19 protein-coding genes are annotated in these 20,331 nt (G+C 33.8%); 5 read left to right on the plus strand and 14 right to left on the minus strand.

Translation table 11 applies throughout. The annotated features are described in order from the left end of the window. Positions 1-171: 171 nt before the first annotated feature. Both IDG65_RS08880 and IDG65_RS08885 read right to left on the minus strand, forming a co-directional pair. The gene (locus tag IDG65_RS08880; protein ID WP_000065047.1) at positions 172-1,707 is read right to left on the minus strand and encodes a bifunctional metallophosphatase/5'-nucleotidase; all 1,536 of its coding nucleotides are present in this window, start codon (positions 1,705-1,707) and stop codon (positions 172-174) included. A gap of 50 nt (positions 1,708-1,757) precedes the next feature. Continuing rightward, positions 1,758-3,302 carry a hypothetical protein gene (locus IDG65_RS08885; protein WP_000725582.1) on the minus strand — a complete coding sequence of 515 codons (1,545 nt, stop codon included), beginning with the start codon at positions 3,300-3,302 and terminating at the stop codon, positions 1,758-1,760. Between the two features lie 228 nt (positions 3,303-3,530). On the opposite strand from IDG65_RS08885, the gene IDG65_RS08890 reads away from it, so the two are divergent. From IDG65_RS08890 to phnE (IDG65_RS08905), 4 genes are all read left to right on the plus strand, one after another. Then, positions 3,531-4,487 (plus strand): phosphate/phosphite/phosphonate ABC transporter substrate-binding protein, encoded by a 957-nt coding sequence (locus tag IDG65_RS08890; RefSeq protein ID WP_000787672.1) that lies wholly within the window; start codon positions 3,531-3,533, stop codon positions 4,485-4,487. A 213-nt stretch (positions 4,488-4,700) separates the two neighbouring features. Beyond that, positions 4,701-5,474, plus strand: a complete 774-nt coding sequence (gene phnC / locus IDG65_RS08895; RefSeq protein WP_000078092.1) for a phosphonate ABC transporter ATP-binding protein — start codon at positions 4,701-4,703, stop codon at positions 5,472-5,474. A gap of 1 nt (position 5,475) precedes the next feature. Continuing rightward, positions 5,476-6,276, plus strand: coding sequence for a phosphonate ABC transporter, permease protein PhnE (gene phnE / locus IDG65_RS08900; RefSeq protein WP_001127689.1), 801 nt, complete (start codon positions 5,476-5,478; stop codon positions 6,274-6,276). Then, complete coding sequence (gene phnE, locus IDG65_RS08905; protein ID WP_000191092.1) at positions 6,273-7,088, plus strand: phosphonate ABC transporter, permease protein PhnE; 816 nt, start codon at positions 6,273-6,275, stop codon at positions 7,086-7,088. The genes phnE (IDG65_RS08900) and phnE (IDG65_RS08905) overlap by 4 nt, the downstream gene beginning before the upstream one ends. 130 nt (positions 7,089-7,218) lie before the next feature. On the opposite strand, the gene deoB is transcribed toward phnE (IDG65_RS08905), so the two are convergent. From deoB to deoD, 4 genes are all read right to left on the minus strand, one after another. After that, positions 7,219-8,397, minus strand: coding sequence for a phosphopentomutase (gene deoB, locus IDG65_RS08910; RefSeq protein WP_206174070.1), 1,179 nt, complete (start codon positions 8,395-8,397; stop codon positions 7,219-7,221). Between the two features lie 27 nt (positions 8,398-8,424). Next, complete coding sequence (deoC, locus tag IDG65_RS08915) at positions 8,425-9,087, minus strand: deoxyribose-phosphate aldolase (RefSeq protein ID WP_000667291.1); 663 nt, start codon at positions 9,085-9,087, stop codon at positions 8,425-8,427. Between the two features lie 80 nt (positions 9,088-9,167). Then, entirely contained in the window at positions 9,168-10,520 is a 1,353-nt protein-coding gene (gene tet(38) / locus IDG65_RS08920) for a tetracycline efflux MFS transporter Tet(38) (protein ID WP_001100293.1), read from the minus strand. A gap of 6 nt (positions 10,521-10,526) precedes the next feature. Continuing rightward, a complete protein-coding gene (gene deoD / locus IDG65_RS08925) occupies positions 10,527-11,234 on the minus strand; it encodes a purine-nucleoside phosphorylase (protein WP_000843292.1) in 708 nt (235 codons plus the stop codon). Between the two features lie 235 nt (positions 11,235-11,469). Here deoD and IDG65_RS08930 point away from each other — a divergent pair, with 235 nt between their 5' ends. Continuing rightward, positions 11,470-12,225 (plus strand): GntR family transcriptional regulator, encoded by a 756-nt coding sequence (locus IDG65_RS08930; protein WP_001793808.1) that lies wholly within the window; start codon positions 11,470-11,472, stop codon positions 12,223-12,225. A gap of 342 nt (positions 12,226-12,567) precedes the next feature. On the opposite strand, the gene IDG65_RS08935 is transcribed toward IDG65_RS08930, so the two are convergent. The 8 genes from IDG65_RS08935 to IDG65_RS08970 form a co-directional block, all read right to left on the minus strand. Further along, a complete protein-coding gene (locus IDG65_RS08935; RefSeq protein ID WP_000874681.1) occupies positions 12,568-13,167 on the minus strand; it encodes a superoxide dismutase in 600 nt (199 codons plus the stop codon). A 267-nt stretch (positions 13,168-13,434) separates the two neighbouring features. Further along, complete coding sequence (locus IDG65_RS08940; RefSeq protein ID WP_000834099.1) at positions 13,435-14,865, minus strand: oligosaccharide flippase family protein; 1,431 nt, start codon at positions 14,863-14,865, stop codon at positions 13,435-13,437. After that, positions 14,855-16,093, minus strand: coding sequence for an O-antigen ligase family protein (locus tag IDG65_RS08945; protein WP_000431248.1), 1,239 nt, complete (start codon positions 16,091-16,093; stop codon positions 14,855-14,857). The genes IDG65_RS08940 and IDG65_RS08945 overlap by 11 nt, the downstream gene beginning before the upstream one ends. Continuing rightward, positions 16,074-17,240, minus strand: coding sequence for a glycosyltransferase family 4 protein (locus IDG65_RS08950; protein WP_000692506.1), 1,167 nt, complete (start codon positions 17,238-17,240; stop codon positions 16,074-16,076). Before IDG65_RS08950 ends, IDG65_RS08945 begins: the two co-directional genes overlap by 20 nt. A gap of 209 nt (positions 17,241-17,449) precedes the next feature. Further along, positions 17,450-18,142, minus strand: coding sequence for a sugar transferase (locus IDG65_RS08955; RefSeq protein ID WP_000736081.1), 693 nt, complete (start codon positions 18,140-18,142; stop codon positions 17,450-17,452). Next, positions 18,099-19,085: an NAD-dependent epimerase/dehydratase family protein gene (locus tag IDG65_RS08960; RefSeq protein ID WP_075583741.1), complete on the minus strand. Its 987-nt coding sequence runs from the start codon at positions 19,083-19,085 to the stop codon at positions 18,099-18,101. Before IDG65_RS08960 ends, IDG65_RS08955 begins: the two co-directional genes overlap by 44 nt. Before the next feature lie 69 nt (positions 19,086-19,154). Continuing rightward, positions 19,155-19,277 carry a hypothetical protein gene (locus IDG65_RS08965; RefSeq protein ID WP_001805695.1) on the minus strand — a complete coding sequence of 41 codons (123 nt, stop codon included), beginning with the start codon at positions 19,275-19,277 and terminating at the stop codon, positions 19,155-19,157. A 143-nt stretch (positions 19,278-19,420) separates the two neighbouring features. Next, complete coding sequence (locus IDG65_RS08970) at positions 19,421-20,197, minus strand: (S)-acetoin forming diacetyl reductase (RefSeq protein WP_000183771.1); 777 nt, start codon at positions 20,195-20,197, stop codon at positions 19,421-19,423. Positions 20,198-20,331 lie beyond the last annotated feature (134 nt).

The raw sequence follows: 20,331 nt of genomic DNA on the forward strand, positions 1-20,331 counted from the left end.
TCTCCTCGTGTTGATTATTTTGGTTGGCTGACCAATATTTATTCTAGCACGTAGAGATGCATTTTTTGTGACAATGGTAGAACCTTTTCTGAACCATACGCATAGCGTATGGTTTTCTTTTTACAACAAAAACTTACCCGATTAAAATCAAGTAAGTTTTACATATATCCGTCACTTTTCAACTTTAAAATCAACAACTTGCGGGATGCGCATCAAATTATTATTTGATAAAAAATCAATAAGTAATTGTGCGCCTTCAACTTGAATATCTTTTACAACTGGCGCGTCGATATACATATCATACTGACCACCGCCAACTGCACGATAATTATTTACACAAATTGTATATGTCTGCTTTAAATCAACTGCGTGACCTTGAATCATCATATTACTCACACGTTGTCCCTTTGGTCTGCCAACATTAATGGTATAACTTACGCCACCATATATATCATAATTAAAGTGTTGTGGTTTGGGTTCAAGGAAGTCTGCGCTCACACTTACTTTATCATTTTTCACGTCAAAATATTCTGCTGATCGTTCAATGGCTTCTTTAAGTTTGGCACCACTTACAGCTAAAACTTTAAATGTATTTGGAAATGGGTAATTGTTAATCACATCTCGCATCGTCACGACTTGCTTGAAACCACTAGCAGAATCAAACAAAGCTGTACAGGCAACATCTGCGTCACTTTTTTCTAATAAAGCATAATTCATAAAATTTGTAAAAGGATGCGGTGCCACACGTGCCTCAAATGCATGATTAATCGTCATATCATATGGCAATGTAGTAATTTCGTAATCTAACCAGTCCTCTAACTGCTTTCGTAAATGTTGGTCATCTTCATCAATAGTAAATGTGGAATCATCTATAACAGGAAGTAATTCACATGATTCAACGGATAGATTTTCATATTCATCAGTACTCAAGACTACTTTGCCTACAGTTGTTCCTCTCGTACCAGGTTGAATCACAGCCGTTTGCTTAAACCTTTCAGCAATTTGTCGATGTTGGTGACCCGTAATAAAGATATCTATATCTTTAGAAAACGCTTCTAACATGGCATATCCTTCATTTTCACCCGTTAACACTTCGGTCGGCGTACCACTTTCTAAATCCTTTTCAAATCCACCATGGTAACAAACCACAATGATATCTGCATGTCGCTTCATTTCAGGCAAGTGTTGTTGAAGTGTTTCAAAAGCACTATGAAACGTAAGTGACTGAATATGCTCTGGTTGTTCCCAATGGGGAATAAATTGTGTCGTTAAACCTATCACACCAACCGTTTGATCTCCAACCTGAAAATACTGCACACCGTTATCAGTCAATGTACTATCATTTTCATAAATATTAGCGCACAAAACTGGATAATTGAGTCTGCGTAAAGTGTCTTTTAAGTATGGTAATCCATAATTAAATTCATGATTACCAAGCGTACCAAAGTCGAATGCCATTCGATTATAAAAATCAACTAAAGGCTGGCTACTGCCGCTATGCGCGATTAAGTAATTACAAAATGGTGACCCTTGCAAAAAATCACCATTATCTATTTTAAAACTTTGGTCATACTGCCTTCTGTCTTGTTCTATAACATGATTCGCTAGTAACAATCCCATAGGTTGATATTGATTTCTACTCGTAAAATCTGTTGGGAAAATATAACCGTGTACGTCACTCACGACATAAAATGCTATGTTTGACATCCTCACTCACTCCTTCAATCACAAACATCTTTCTTATTTCTATTATATATTTATTTGAAGTCTGTTGTAATCAAGGTTTTGTCACCGAGTTTTAAACGAATCTTTGAACCTTCCATACTTTCGAGTACTTTGGCATTGACCTTAATTGTGGCATTTCCGTTTTCATCTGCTTTAACTGTTGGCAAAGTACTGTAACCTGGCGGGTTATAATCGTTATCTTTACTTGAAAATTGTCCGATTTGACGTCCGCCTTCTTTGTAAATACCAACTCTAAGATTTTCAAGTGTTTGATTTGCTTCAAATCCTTTTAAATGTATTGTCACTTCAAATGGCTCATTTACAGAAACATTTTGCGGGATATCAAATGATACTTTTTCGTTCTGATTTGGTGGCGTATGATCATCTGGTGTGTTTGGCTGAGGATCTGCGCCTTTTTCGCTGCCATAACTACCTACTTTAAATGTTGTTGGATCATACCATTTATAACCACTCGGCGGTTGTGACCATGGCTCTTTTTCAGGCTCAGTTGAACGCTCTGGTCGTTCAAAATCAAGCAACTTAGTCTTTGTATCTAATGTTAGGCCACTCGCCTTAAGTGATTTCCCATCATTATCTTTAGACATCCAAACCGTTATATTATTTAACAGCTTACCGTTGTCTTGTTCTTTAAAACCATCATATGTTTTCTTCTTTTCTCCATTATCTTCTCTTACATATTTGGGCGAACTATCTTCCACAAGTGATGAATCACCGATAAATGCTGCTTTACCTTTTCCAACTTTAGAAATTGCTACATAGGGACCTTCTGCTTTACCGCCCCCATTATAAATACCTTGATCTACAGCATGTGACCATTTACTTTTCGCTGGCAATTGTTCTGGTGTATACACAATACCTTTTGCTTTCTCTGGATTAGTAATTGCTAATGTCGATCCGGCATGCATAGATACAGATTTCACACCTTCAGTAATACCGAAACTTTCTTTTGAAGAAACAATATTGCTCGTATTTAAATCACCTAGTGCATTATATCGAAAACGTACGCCAAAGTTTGTAGATAACCAATCTGAACTTTTCACACCTTGCATTGCAGTAGAACTTTTTTCTTCTGCATTCATACCTTTCGACATATCTTCATACGCTCCACGTCGATAACCATTCATTGCCTCTGATGAATCAATACGATTTAAATTTCGGTCAGCATTGTAATGATCTGAAATAAAGACAACATTGCCACCATGTTTCACATAGTTAACAATTGCTGCCTGTTCTGATTCTTTGAAAGGAATGTTAGCCTCAGGAATTACAAATATTTTGGAACTTTTCAAACTTGCTTCTGTTATGTTCGAATGACCATCAATAGCTTTAACGTCATAACCTTGTTTTTGTATTGAATCCGCATAATCTGAAAATGCACCATCACTAACCCAATCTGCAGCACCAGCTGTTTGACCATGAGAACGATCGAATAATACCGTTCGCTGTTGCTTTGTATGTTGCGATTCATGCGTTATAGCTAAAGATTGCGGTAGCACACTTAATGATATCGTTGCAACAATTGCAGAGACAGTTAATGACTTATATATTTTTTTCATTTTTTGAGGCTCCTTTTAAAATAAATTTGTTCTTGAATTATAAGATAAAAATTCATTGCATATGAGCAATTTAACGAAAAGTTTACAAAATCTTATCACACTCTTAAAGAAAGTTATTAAAATTCATTTTTATAAAATACTTTTTCGCATTTAAATGTGGTACGCTATAAGTGTAATTTCATTGCATACATATTACACGATTAAGAATGTGAAGGGGACAGTTATCAAATGAAAAATTTTAAGTGTTTATTTGTATTAATGTTAGCAGTCATTGTTTTTGCAGCAGCATGTGGAAACTCAAGTTCTTTAGATAATCAAAAGAACGCTAGTAATGATTCGGATTCTAAATCAGGAGGATACAAACCTAAAGAATTAACAGTACAATTTGTACCTTCGCAAAATGCTGGAACATTAGAGGCTAAAGCAAAACCATTAGAAAAATTACTATCTAAAGAATTAGGAATTCCAGTTAAAGTGTCTGTATCAACTAACTACAATACAATTGTTGAAGCTATGAAGTCTAAAAAAGTTGATGTTGGTTTCTTACCACCAACGGCATACACATTAGCACATGATCAAAAAGCAGCTGATTTATTATTACAAGCACAACGTTTTGGTGTAAAAGAAGATGGTTCAGCAAGTAAAGAACTTGTAGATAGTTATAAATCAGAAATTCTTGTTAAAAAAGACTCAAAAATTAAAAGCTTGAAAGATTTAAAAGGTAAGAAAATTGCCTTACAAGATGTAACATCAACTGCTGGATATACATTCCCACTTGCGATGTTAAAAAACGAAGCAGGTATTAATGCAACTAAAGATATGAAAATTGTGAATGTTAAAGGTCATGACCAAGCAGTTATCTCATTATTAAATGGAGATGTAGATGCTGCGGCTGTATTTAATGATGCACGTAATACTGTGAAAAAAGACCAACCAAATGTATTTAAAGACACACGAATTTTAAAATTAACACAAGCTATTCCGAATGACACAATTTCTGTAAGACCAGATATGGATAAAGATTTTCAAGAAAAATTGAAAAAAGCTTTTATAGACATTGCTAAATCAAAAGAAGGTCACAAAATTATTAGCGAAGTTTATTCACATGAAGGATACACAGAAACGAAAGATTCAAATTTCGACATTGTAAGAGAGTACGAAAAATTAGTTAAAGATATGAAATAATCATTATTTAACAAATGAATCATTAGCGAATTTGGTATTAAAAGCTTTCGTTCAATAGATATATTCTAGATTAATATTGAAAAGCTAGGCGCTAAACTGAAACAGATATAGAAAGGTGTCGCTGTACATTTGAAACCATTTGTACACAGAAACCCAATGTCTATGATATTTCAGTTTACCTTGGCTTTTCTTTATTAAAGAAAGGTGTCAAACATGAGTCAAATCGAATTTAAAAACGTCAGTAAAGTCTATCCTAACGGTCATGTAGGCTTGAAAAATATTAACTTAAATATTGAAAAAGGTGAATTTGCAGTTATTGTCGGACTATCTGGTGCTGGGAAATCCACGTTATTAAGATCTGTAAATCGTTTGCATGATATCACGTCAGGTGAAATTTTCATCCAAGGCAAATCCATCACTAAAGCCCATGGTAAAGCATTATTAGAAATGCGCCGAAATATAGGTATGATTTTCCAACATTTTAATTTAGTTAAACGGTCAAGTGTATTACGAAATGTACTAAGTGGACGTGTAGGTTATCACCCTACTTGGAAAATGGTATTAGGTTTATTCCCAAAAGAAGACAAAATTAAAGCAATGGATGCACTAGAACGCGTCAATATCTTAGATAAATATAATCAACGCTCTGATGAATTATCAGGTGGCCAACAACAACGTATATCTATTGCACGTGCGCTATGCCAAGAATCCGAAATTATTCTTGCAGATGAACCAGTTGCTTCATTAGACCCATTAACAACGAAACAGGTTATGGATGATTTAAGAAAAATCAACCAAGAATTAGGCATCACAATTTTAATTAATTTACATTTTGTTGACTTGGCAAAAGAATATGGCACACGCATCATTGGTTTACGTGATGGTGAAGTTGTCTATGATGGTCCTGCATCTGAAGCAACAGATGACGTATTTAGTGAAATATATGGACGTACAATTAAAGAAGATGAAAAGCTAGGAGTGAACTAACATGCCTTTAGAAATACCTACAAAGTATGACTCCCTTTTAAAGAAAAAGGTTTCTTTAAAAACGAGTTTTACCTTCATGTTAATCATTGTGCTTATCATTTGGAGCTTCATTTATACGGGGTTTAATTTTGGAGATTTAATGATAGGAATACCTCAAATAGGTGATCTATTCAAACAAATGATTCCACCTGATTTCGAGTATTTACAACAAATTACAACGCCAATGTTAGATACCATTCGAATGGCTATCGTAAGTACAGTATTAGGTAGCATCGTTTCAATACCAATTGCGTTATTATGTGCTAGCAATATCGTTCATCAAAAGTGGATTTCAATACCCTCGCGCTTTATTTTAAATATAGTTCGTACTATTCCAGATTTGTTATTAGCAGCAATCTTTGTGGCTGTATTTGGAATCGGTCAAATTCCAGGGATATTAGCATTGTTTATTTTAACTATCTGTATTATTGGAAAATTATTATATGAATCATTGGAAACGATAGATCCAGGTCCAATGGAAGCAATGACGGCTGTTGGCGCTAATAAAATAAAATGGATTGTTTTCGGTGTTGTACCACAAGCCATATCGTCATTTATGTCATACGTATTATATGCATTTGAAGTAAATATACGTGCTTCAGCTGTGCTTGGATTAGTCGGCGCTGGCGGTATTGGATTGTTTTATGATCAAACACTTGGTTTATTTCAATATCCAAAAACAGCAACGATTATTTTATTTACTTTAGTTATCGTCGTCGTCATTGATTACATCAGTACAAAAGTGAGGGCACATCTCGCATGACACAGGAAATAGCAAAATATAATGTTCACACAAAAGCACACAAACGAAAATTGATTAAAAGATGGCTTATTGCAATTGTCGTCTTAGCTATTATCATCTGGGCATTTGCAGGTGTACCAAGTTTAGAACTTAAAAGTAAATCATTAGAAATCTTAAAATCCATATTCAGCGGATTATTCCATCCAGATATTAGCTATATCTATATACCAGATGGCGAAGACTTATTACGTGGTTTACTTGAAACCTTTGCGATAGCCGTTGTAGGTACTTTCATCGCCGCAATTATCTGTATTCCATTAGCATTTTTAGGTGCAAATAATATGGTAAAGTTACGCCCGGTTTCAGGTGTTAGCAAATTTATTTTAAGTGTTATACGTGTCTTCCCAGAAATTGTAATGGCACTTATATTTATCAAAGCTGTTGGCCCAGGTTCATTTTCAGGTGTATTAGCTTTAGGTATCCATTCTGTAGGTATGCTTGGGAAACTTTTAGCTGAAGATATTGAAGGTCTAGATTTCAGTGCTGTAGAATCATTAAAGGCCAGTGGTGCGAATAAGATTAAAACACTCGTATTTGCAGTCATACCACAAATTATGCCTGCCTTTCTATCACTCATACTTTATCGCTTTGAACTAAACTTACGTTCAGCTTCTATACTGGGGCTAATTGGGGCTGGTGGTATCGGGACACCACTCATATTTGCCATTCAAACACGTTCTTGGGACCGTGTAGGTATTATATTAATCGGTTTAGTACTAATGGTCGCAATTGTCGATTTAATTTCCGGTTCAATCCGAAAACGTATTGTTTAACATTAAATCAGGATACTCCTAAATAAGAGGTCCTACCGTCTTACGTTTCTCTATTATAATAAAAACAGCAGTGAAGAAAACTATTGTTATAGTTAACTTCACTGCTGTTTTTATAATATCTAAATTTATTCTATTTCAATTCCTTTAAATAACTTTTACCGAACTCTGGTAATGTTACGTTGAAATTATCTGCTATAGTTGCACCGATAGAACTGAATGTAGTATCACTTTCTAGTGCATGACCACCTTTAAATTTCGGACTGTACATAATTACTGGGATATATTCTCTCGTATGGTCCGTACCTGGCGCTGTCGGGTCATTACCATGGTCTGCTGTAATAATTACTAAATCGTCTTCTTTTAAGTTGCTAAACAGTTCTGGCAAGCGATCATCGAAATCTTTAATTCCTTGTGCATAACCTGGTTTATCACGACGATGACCGTATAATGCATCAAAGTCTACTAAGTTTAAGAAGCTAATACCTGTGAAATCTTTCTTAACAATTTTCATCAATTGATCCATACCGTCCATGTTACTCTTCGTACGAACCGCTTCTGTTACACCTTCACCATCATAAATGTCATTAATTTTACCGATGGCAATAACATCATAACCACCGTCTTTCAAATGATCTAAGACAGTTTTACCAAAAGGTTTTAACGCATAGTCATGTCGATTAGATGTACGTGTAAAGTTTCCTGGTTCACCAACATATGGACGTGCGATAATACGACCAATTAAATATTTAGGGTCTTTTGTCAACTCACGAACCTTTTCACAAATATCATATAACTCTTCTAATGGGATAATGTCTTCATGTGCAGCAATTTGCAATACTGGGTCTGCACTTGTATAAACAATTAAGTCACCAGTTTTCATTTGGTGCTCGCCCCACTCATCGATAATTTGCGTACCCGATGCCGGTTTGTTAGCAACAACTTTACGACCTGTCATTTCTTCAATTTGTTGAATTAACTCTTCAGGGAATCCATTAGGGTATACTTTAAAAGGCTGCATAATATTTAATCCCATAATTTCCCAGTGACCAGTCATTGTATCTTTACCAACTGAAGCTTCACTCAATTTAGTATAGTATGCTTCTGGTTGTTCAACTGCATTTACTACTGGTAATTTATCGATGTTCCCTAGACCTAACTTTTCAAGGTTTGGTAAAGTTTGATCGAAGCCTTCTAAGGTATGTCTTAAAGTATGTGAACCTTCATCTTTAAAATCAGCTGCGTCTGGCGCTTCACCAATACCTACTGAATCCATTACGATTAAATGTACACGATTAAATGGTCTTGTCATAGCTATCACTCCCAAATTTTATATATATTAGTAATCTGAATCTGCTTCTAAACCTTGCATAATTTGAACACCTGCGCTCGCACCAATACGTGTCGCACCTGCTTCAACCATTTTATTGAAATCTTCTAAATTACGTACGCCACCTGATGCTTTTACTTCTACATCAGCACCTACTGTATCTTTCATTAATTTAACGTCTTCTGCAGTCGCACCGCCACCTGCAAAACCTGTTGAAGTTTTAACGAAGTCCGCACCAGCCGCTTTTGTTAATTCACTCGCTTTTACAATTTCGTCATGGTCCAACAATACCGTCTCAATAATCACTTTTACTGTGTGACCTTTCGCAGCTTTAACCACTGCTTCAATGTCTTGTTGTACATCATCAAAACGCCCATCTTTTAATGCGCCGATGTTGATGACCATGTCAATTTCATCTGCACCATTTTGAATTGCATCTTCTGTTTCAAATGTTTTCGTTGCAGTTGTCGACGCACCTAATGGGAATCCTATTACCGTACAAACTAGCACCTCTGAATCAGCTAGTCGCTCTGCTACATATTTAACATGCGTTGGATTCACACATACAGATTTAAAATTGTATGCTTTCGCTTCATCGATGATTTGATCGATTTGCGTACGTGTTGACTCAGGCTTCAATAAAGTGTGATCTATATATTTCTCAAATTTCATACTTACTACTCCTCGTGTTATATAATCTCTTTATTTAATTTTACTATAAATACGAATATATCTCGCGAATTTATATCTATTTATTTTTCAGATTGTGTCCAACGATTTAAGATGACGAATAAAACTAATCCGACAATACTCATTAAACCTAAAATAATTAAAATAATACCGAAATGTGAACTTAATGCATCATTGCCTGGGAAATTTAATGCTTTAAAATCGATTAGAGCCGCAGCAATTGCAATACCTACAGATACCGCCACATTAATAATTAAATTATAAAAACCAATAGCCACACCTGTCATATTAAGATCTATTGTTTTAATGGCTTCGTTAAGTAAAGGTGCATACATTAAAGCAAAGCTACCTGCAAAGAATATCATAGAAATGACGAAGATTGAAATGTGATTACCTACTGCAAATGCAGGTAAAATTAAGCTCAGTGCGATTAAAATAATTGCTGTGATAATCGCTTGTTTTGAATTAAGATATTCGCCGATTTTACCACTTAGTGCACCAACGATGACTGCTACAATATAACCCGGTACTAATAACAGTGATGTTGTGTCTAGTTGAAGATGATAAATTTGTTCCATTATGAATGGGAACGTAAAAATATAACCCAATTGGATAGCATACATTACGAATACTATAAATAAAAATGAAGCATAACGTTTATTTTGGAAAAATGATTTGTTTACTAATGGACGTTGCGCATTTTTAATATATAGCGCAAAAACGATAATCGCAATTAAAGCACCAATCATATATAACCAATTAAAGTTCGTAATAAACAGCATGACTGTTGTAGCAATAGTTGCCACTAGAATTAAGCCAACAAAATCTAAATGAGCTTTATTTGTATTATTTTCTTTTGGTAATAATTTAAATAGGAATGGCAACGTAAATACTACGATTAATGCAATTAAAAACATATTTGTCCAGTGTAAATACGTAGAAATAAATCCACCTGATAATGTACCGATAACTAATGACAAGGAATAACTGCTCGTACTTAAGCCAAGGTAAGTCTTCTGGTCCTCTTTAGAAAGATACTTTGCAACATATATCACATATAATGTCTCTGCAGCAGCTAAACCTGCAGTTTGAATAATACGTCCAACTAAAAGTAATGCGAATTGATGTTGGAAAATGTAACCAATAATTGATCCGATAATGATTAATATCACGCCATAAATAAATAGTGTGCGTATACTAATGGCATCAGATAATGAAGCGTATACTACAGCGCCAATACCAATTACTAAACCGGCTAATGTCGCTTGCCAACTTACTGTAGTTACAGAAATGTTTAAGTCATCAGCAATGGCTACAGAAATCAATTTGAATGAGTTGTCTATAACCAAACTGAATACAAATAAGAATAATAAAATAGGTACTGCTTTCTTTATTTTAGAATATTCAACATTCATAATCATCTACACCAATGACAGTGCAATTTCAATCATATCTGTAAATGCACGTTCCCTTTCCTCAGGTGTTGTTGACGTTTCATGAATTAAATGATCGCTCACTGTGAACACACCTAATGCTTCGACACCAGCGTAAATTGCATTCATGTATAATGCAGCTGATTCCATTTCTACACCTAAAATACCCATACGCATCCAACGTTCACTCGCTGTTGTATCCGCGTTATAGAAAATATCACTTGATAACACATTACCTACATGATGACGTACACCTTTGTCACGTGCTGTTTCAACTGCTTTTTCTAATAACTGATAAGAAGCAATTGGCGCAAAATGACCTGGTAATTGATATTGTTGAACGTAATTTGAATCAGTAGAGGCACCTTGTGCAATAATCACATCATATAAATCAATGTTTTCTTGCATCGCGCCACAAGAACCAACGCGAATTAATTTTTTACAACCAAATGTATGAATTAATTCATAAGAGTAAATGCCAATAGATGGCATACCCATACCTGAACCCATGACAGAAACTTTTTTACCTTTATATGTTCCGGTAAAACCAAACATGTTTCGCACTGTATTGAACTGTTCCACATCGTCCAAATATGTTTCTGCAATGAACTTAGCTCTTAACGGATCTCCTGGCAATAGCACCGTTTCTGCAATTTCGACGTCATTCATTGGCTTAATGTGTGGTGTTGATTTCATAAAATATTCCTCCCAATATTTGTATAGTGATTTGTCTATTTGTCTAACCATGTATATAATAATATTTTTTAAAAGCGCTTTCAAGCATTACATTTTGACAATATTAAGAACATTTTACAGTTATAGCTTCTAACCTTGTATAAAACTAATTTTCAAAGCCTATCTATGTTTAATTTTTATAATTTTTCCAATTCGAGTAAAAATTATTGTATGATGAGAGTGATTAAGTAACTTTATGGAGGTTGTCTACGTGACGCAAACACAACCAAAATTTTTAACGATTTATAATACGTTATATAAAGAAATTCAAATAGGAAAATATCCGAGTGGCCATGCATTACCTACTGAAAAGGAACTTTGTGCGCGCTTTGATGTCAGTCGTATGACTTTGCGCCAAGCTATAAAATTGTTGGCCGAAGATGGCATCGTAGAGAGTACAAGAGGGAAGGGACACTTCGTTATTCCACAAACAAATGCCCAACACGCTTCAAGTATGGATCAATTTAAGCATCCACTTGATCAAATATTGCTAGATCGTGTATCTATGTCATCAATTAATTATCGTGTTGATTTAGAAAGTGAATATACAAATCATTTGTTTGCAAACCATCCTTCTGCCGTCATTGCAATGGAACGCTATTATCAAAAAAAGGACAATCATTCTAAGCAAGCTGATGCATTTTGTTTTACCTTTATACCGTTAAATGTCATTGACACATTTAAAGTGAATACACAAAACGAAGACGACATGAAGACGTTCGTTGAGCAGACGATTTATAGCAATGCATATCAATCAGATTTAAAAATGTCTATTACCAAAGCGCCCCACTTCAAAAATCATAGTCACGTGTTTGATGGTGATACACATTGTTGGCTGATTATTGAAACATTGTACGCACAAACACCTTATCCAATTATGATTAATAAGTGGTATATTCCACAGGAAATATCTGAATTAACACTGACACGTATAAGACAATCGGATTATTAAAATTATTAAAATAAAAAATCATGTGATGACTGTTTAGCTATTGTTTAATCGACAATAACTTTCAGGTAATCACATGATTTTTTCTACTTTAAAACGTATGATGTTTATTTATTTGTTGAACGTTGTCTAAATAATTTTGTTATTCGATGTGCGCTCTTCTCGAAACATTGAGTTCACAAGCACAGAGAACACAAGTAAAGTATTCATCATTGTAAATGATTGTACTGTTTTACCTACATTTGATTCTCCAACCCATTATACAAAAAGCAAATTGATTACCTCATACATACAAAAAAGGTGAAACACCTTGTAGATGCTCCACCTCAATTATATTAAGTTATATTATTTTGCTGCTTGGTATAATTCATCAACTTTTTTCCAGTTAACAATATTCCAAAATGCAGTCATATAGTCTGGACGTTTATTTTGATATTTCAGATAGTAGGCATGCTCCCAAACATCAAATAGTAAGATTGGTGTTTTGCCTTCTGTTAATGGATTATCTTGGTTTGGCGTTGTCACAATTTCTAATTTTCCATCATTAACAACTAACCAAGTCCAACCTGATCCAAATAATGTTGTTGCTTTATTTGCAAATTCATTTTTAAATTCATCTAAAGTGCCCCACTGCGCTTTAATGTCGTCTATTACGCCACCTTTTTCTTCAGAATTAGGTGATAGTATTTCCCAGAATAATGAATGGTTAAAATGACCACCGCCATTATTACGGACTGACATCCTCATCGCTTCCGGTACCTTGTCTAAGTTAGCAATCATATCCGCTAGTGATTGATGCTCTAACTCTGTTCCTTCAACTGTTGCGTTTAATTTCGTCACGTACGTATTGTGATGTTTGTCGTGATGAAACTCCATTGTTCTTTGATCTATATATGGTTCCAATGCATCATATGCATATGGTAAATTTGGTAATTTAAATGCCATAAGTATATTCCTCCTTTTATGAATATACTTTTATAATAATTAATTTCGGGTGTGTTTTGCAATAATTATTATTTATTTGTTATATCCAATTATATAAAATTTAAATATTCGGAATTGATATAATATTTAATATTGAATGCAAAAAGGCATTTAACTGCTTTTGTTTCCCGCTTTTAAAAAGAATTAAAAAAGACAACTTCCATTTTTCAATAAGAAATTGCCTTTTCTTCTTAATCTTAAATTCCTAAAGTATAGCGTTACCGATACTTAAATTGTTTTATGTCGAAGATGCCTCAATATTTGCCATACGTATTGATTTTTCATAGTCATCATTAATAAAAGATAAACTACTATACCAATAGCAATTAATAGCAGCGTAGCGTACATTGTAGGAGGCAAATAATGATTGACCACACCAAGCACAATAAACATCATAACGGCAGCAATGACACATTGAATCGTACTTACAATATTCAACTTCACATTGATTTTAGTAATATCAATAAATCGCCAAATGAGCAAGAAAAACTCTGTAATTAAACGCGCAATAGCAGCACCGTAAATTCCATAAAAATATATCAAAACAAGACATAATACTAAATTCATTACCGCACCAATAGTGATTGACGCATTATATAATCTTATTTTATTCACTATTAATAAATATTGCCTGCTTATCAACATATTTAAAGGAATGATTAATACAAGTATCGCTAAAATGGTCATCAATGGGACAGTTGATGCGAATTCCTCACCAAAGAACCATAAATAAAATGATGGCATAATTGCAATCAAACCAAAGACCATAGGTATTGTTAATATCAATTGAATGTTCATATTATCTGCTAACGTCTTAGTTAAACTATGTGATTGATGTAAAGACATTTTAGTAATACGCGGAATCATTACAAGATCAAATGTATTAATCATTATGATTGCGACCGTTAAAATATTAAATGCGTTAGAAAAGATACCAACTTGTTGGTATGTGCCTACTAAACCAAGAACAACGCAAGAAATACTAGTATATAAGTTGAGCTGTCCATTTGGTAATAAGTATGCTAATGACGAACGAAACAATTGCCAGACGTGTATCCAATTAACCGAAACAAAGCTAATGTATCGTTTTAAATAGATAAACAAAGGTAATTGGTTTAATACCGTCACAATAGCAATAGTAAATACATACAATGATAAATCTGATTGATCTTTGACAAAGATAACAACGACACTTAATACAATACCAGACGCAACAATATTACTAAGGCTAGGTATTTTAAACTTTTCAGTTCCAGCATAAAACCATGAAATATCGAGTGCTGCACCTATAATATAGATACCTTGTAGTAGGAAAATAAGATAGTAATCATCTATAAAGATTGTAATCACAGCGATATACATCGCAAAAACTGTTAACGCTAATAATAATTTACTAACAAAGATATCCCAAAACTGCTGAGACAATTGCCGTTTGTCGTTAACGGACTTGGCGATAACTCTATTAAAATATAACTGAACGCCAACACTTGCAATCATCAAAAAGTATTGCACGATATTGAAAGAAAATGAAACAATACCCACACCACTGGGACCAAATGCACGTGAAATAATGGGTATTGTAATCAGTGGTGTCATCGTTCTAATCAATTGGTATAGCCCTTGATAAATAATATTTTCTTTTAGTGAATCACTCTTCATTACGATCCCTTTCCATCTTTTCATATTGAACAATAAAGACGATAATTCCTAAAATAAAAGCGACATATCTTGAGTTATTAAACGATACTGTTAAAAAGTAAATCAGCATCGTCAACATTACAACAATTGCTGTTACATTTTTACCAGAAATGTTAAATCTAAATAATTCAAACAGTAAATAAAGCATAAATATGATAAATAACGCACCGAATAAAATGCCCCATTCCGCAAAAATTTGCAAATATGTATTATGGGCAACAAGTAAAATACCATTAATTTGCGAGCCAATATGTACATAATCCACTAAGCCAACACCAAAACCTAATGTATATTTAATTACTGAAATGGCATTTATCCATACAACACTTCGCTCAGATCCACTATCATTTAATGATGCAAACCCCTCTTCAAAAATAGACGCCATTCGATCTAATGACGGTAAGGCATCAAGGTCGCTTAATTGGAATAAATAGTAGTTGATATTATAAAAGGTAAAACAAAGTAATATCAGCATAATCACTAACATACTCACAACACTTACCGCATTTCTGCTAAATAACTTTTTAATAAAGAAATAAATGGCTAAGACGATTAATATGATAAACGCAGTCTTAGATCCCGTTGTAGTTAAAGACCATAGCAGGATGCCACATGCAAGGACCTTGAATATGTAATTATGAATATACTTGTAAGCAAGTACCAATGTAATAATCTGTGTCATCGCGAAATAGTTAGGGTCATTCATTAATCCTTTTGAACGTATTTCATCAAAATATAACAATTTCATTAGTAAAGGGGACTTGTTCAAACCAGCTATAATACAAAATAGACCTATAGTCACACTGCTTATAATATAAGAGGTAACGATTACTTTTTTGCTATTACCTAACTTAAAGATGATCATCCCTAAATAGAAATAAATGACTACAAATGCATATTTAACTGTAGATGCAAGAACTTCCTTAACCGTAATAAATATCAAATCATCAAAAAATAGTAAACACAACGTAATAATCATACGGTATGTATACAAAATAATGAAAAACTGTAAAAAATGATTTGCCTTTAATAAATGGTTAGCAAAAAACAGTAAATAAACTAATATTAGTAATGTAATAAAGTCAGCTATAGATACATTCACACCAGCAACAACCGAAGATTGCTGAATAAAAACCGCTAAACCGATAAGTAACAATGTTAGATATTTACTATTGTGTTGATTTTCCATTATAAACGTCTTCCACTTCTTTAATCATTTTCTCCTCAGTAAAACATTCTAAATAACGTTTTCTAGATTGATTACTCATTTTGATGTAATCACTGTCTATTAAATATTTTTCCAGGACTTTGGCAATAGTTTCGGGTTGGTTGTTCATCATACATATACCATTATCAGTTACTAATTCTGAAATACCGCCAACATGACTGGCTATAACAGGCAAACCTGTAGCCATAGCTTCGATAATGCTAATTGGCAAACCTTCATGCTTACTTATTAAAATAAACGTATCGTATTGTGATAATAAATGACTCGCATTAATGACATTGCCCAAAAATGTGACATCATTTTCTAACCCAGCTTGTACAACTTGTTGCTGACAATCATTTAATGTAGGTCCATCGCCTATAAATGTAAAATGCGCATGATTACTGTTATGTAATTTCAATATCTCTATTGCCGCGATTAGATTTTGTGGCAATTTTGGATAAGCAAATCTTGCAATCATAACAAATTGATGCTTTGTCGGGGCATTAATCTGTAAATCTTGCTTATTAGGCAACATTCCAACTACTTCGCCAATATTGTTATGTGATTGGCTTTTTAGCGTTTGCTTAACAGCGGGAACATCTGCAATACCATTATGTATTGTGGTTAATTTCAATCGATTAAAGCGAGATTTTAACGCTAACTGTTTATCGAAATCTGAAACACAAATAATGCTATCTGTAATACGTGACATTAATTTTTCGATAACTAAATATAGAAATTTTTTAGCTGGTTTAACACCCTCTGTAAAAGCCCATCCATGTGCAGTAAAAACTACACGTGTGTCTTTCGATTTCGAAATGAACTTCGCAATTCGTCCGACCGTTCCAGCTTTGGAAGAATGTAAATGGATAACATCAGGTTTAATTTTCGAGAATAACTGTGCTAACACTTTGACAGCTAAAATATCTTGTTTAAAGTCAATTGGACCTACTAAATGTTCGAGAATAATTACATTAACTCTTGCATCTAGTTGTTCAATCATTGGTCCATGATTGCCTACAATGACATAAACATCATGGTGTACGCAAAAATGGTTGGCGAGTTGAATGAGATGTGTTTGTGCACCACCATTGTCTGCTTTAGTAATACAATATATAATTTTCAACTGTTACAAACCCCTTTAATGCTATACTTTCAATTTCTTAACATGGCTATCTCATCAGATGAATAGTATTTATAGCCACGCAAATCAATGATGGCACATATTTCTTAATGCCATTTGATACTGTCTCAAGGGATTCCTCGTTATACTGTAACAATTGGTCACAATCTTTAAAATGTAACTTTTATTTGAACTTATTAAGTAAATTAAGACTACCTTGAGCCTTCCCCTGTAATAACAACCATCAATGTTCTAATTGATATATATAGTTCCATCATTAAACTACCTTTATGTATATATTTCATGTCATATTTCAGTTTTTGTTGCGGTGTTAAGTCATATCCACCTTGAATTTGCGCAAGTCCTGTTAACCCTGGTGTAACAAGACATCTTTGCTCGAAACCTATCACTTCTGAACTAAATAATTCTACAAATTCCGGACGTTCCGGGCGTGGTCCAATAAAACTCATTTCCCCTTTAACAACATTAATTAGTTGTGGTAATTCATCAATGCGTGTTTTACGAATATACTTCCCGACATTTGTTATACGATCATCATCTTTATCAGCCCATTGCGCACCATTTTTCTCTGCGTTTTTACACATCGAACGTAATTTGTATATTTTAATTAATTTACCCATCTTCCCAACTCTAACCTGACTATAAATAGGGTTTCCTGGTGAGTCTATGACGATAGCAATGGCGAATATAACCATAATCGGTAAAGTTAAAAATAATAAAACAATGCTTAAAATTAAGTCAATCGCACGTTTAATTGGGTAATATCTTTTTCTCACTTCTTCTAGTTTGTCTAATTTTCTTTGATAGGCATAACCCTTATTATTATGGACAGCTTCAATGTTATTTTTTTGACATTTCCACTTCTTTAGCTGTAACTTCTTCAATATTATCTACCTCAAAATTAAAGTAATCCTTTAAACCTGTTTCTACTGTATATTTAGGAACAAATCCTAATGCCTTTAAGTTAGAAATATCTGCATAAGAATGCTTAATATCTCCTTTTCGTGCTTCTTTAAATTCATGCTCGACTGATTTTCCATATAATTCACCAATAATACGATAAACCTCTAATAAATTAGTAAAAGTGCCTGTACCAATGTTATAACCGTGTCCAATTGCATCTTTGTGTTCCATAATTAAGCGTACAGATTGAACAACATCATATACATATACAAAATCTCTAGTTTGCAGTCCGTCACCAAAAAATGTAAATGGCTTGTTATGCTCAAATGAATCGAACATCTTTGAAATCACACCTGAATATTGTGACTTAGGATCCTGTCTTGGCCCAAATACATTAAAAAATTTAACAACCGCTGTTGGTATGTTATATAACGAGCAATAATTTAATGTCGTCCGTTCGCCGTAATATTTATCTATTGCATATGGTGATAATGGTAGGATTAATGATTGATCACTTTTAGGTAAATCAGGAAGATCACCATAAACAGCTGCTGACGAAGCAAAGACAAAACGTTTTATATGACTATTATATTTTTTAATGATTTCTAACAATCTTAATGTTGCTACAACGTTTATTTCTTGAGATAAGATAGGTTTCTCAACCGACTCAGCAACACTAACTAATGCTGCTAAATGAATAACATAATCAAATTGATATGTCTTCATGATTTGTTCAACTGCATCATATTCACGAATATCTAATTCAAACACATGATCGTCAGCCAAATTTTTAATATTTTCTCGTTTACCTGTTCTATAGTTATCTAGAACATAAACATCATAATCTTGTTGTAAATCATCTACTAAATGCGACCCAATAAAACCAGCCCCACCAGTTATCAAAACTCTTTCCAAATCTTCCACCTCATTTATACATTAAAAATATATCATAAAAACATAAAGTATTGTAAGCTTTTTATCGATATTTTTTATTTATAAAAATAAAATGAGATAACTTTGTGAATTTTTATTGAGATAAATTAGATAGTGGCGTTTTTGTGTTGTTTTATAATATCTTGGGTGTGTTAATACTAGTAATGCTTTCAACTGATGCATTAGACTGTGACATCATAACTCACTTAAGAACTTCGCTTATTAATTTTCTACCAATACAATCCCTTCTAAGTGCACTAAAAAATCCTTACTGCTAAGTGATTAAACTTAACAATAAGGATTTATTTATCATTAGTGGATGATTATTAACGGAATCTCATACCACCATCTACAATAATTGTTTGTCCAGTAATGTAATCAGAGTCTTTACCGGCTAAGAAGCTCACTACATTTGAAACATCTTCTGGTTGAGAAACTCTGCCCAAAGCAATCTGACTTGTAAATTGTTCCCAGCCCCATGCTTCAGGTTTACCTGCTTCTTCGGCTGTTGCCACTGCGATACTTTCCATCATTGGTGTTTGAACGATACCAGGTGCGAATGCATTCACAGTAATACCTTCAGACGCTAAATCTTGTGCGGCTACTTGTGTTAAACCTCGCACTGCGAATTTTGTACTGCAATATAAAGACAATCCTGGGTTACCCTCAACGCCTGCTTGAGATGTTGCATTGATAATTTTACCACCATGATTGAATTTTTTAAATTGTTCATGTGCGGCTTGAATACCCCATAGCACACCTGCAACGTTCACGCCATATACTGTTTTAAACTGTTCTTCAGTAATTGTATCGATTGGTGTTGTTGGTCCAAGGCCGGCATTGTTAACCATGACATGGAAATCACCAAATTGCGCTGCAGTTTGTCTTACTGCGTTAAATACATCATCACGGTTTGATACATCTGCTTTGATAGCAATAGCTTTTGTACCATCACTTGATAATTTAAGTGCAGCTGCTTTTGCCCCTTCTTCATTAAAATCAACAACTGCTACTTTGAAACCATCTTCCACTAAACGTTCTGCAATTTTAAAACCAATCCCTTGTGCACCGCCAGTTACTAACGCTACTTTGTTGTTTGTCATAAAGATCACTCCTCAAATTACTTTCCTTTAATTACATTTTACTCCTCTTCATTTGAATAGTACAACAAAGATAACTCCATTTAACAAAATATTCAGATATTTAAGGTATAGTTAAACGCACTACCATTAGTGAT

This window comes from Staphylococcus sp. EG-SA-17 (genome assembly GCF_017151845.1).
Taxonomy (GTDB): Bacteria; Bacillota; Bacilli; order Staphylococcales; family Staphylococcaceae; genus Staphylococcus; species Staphylococcus aureus.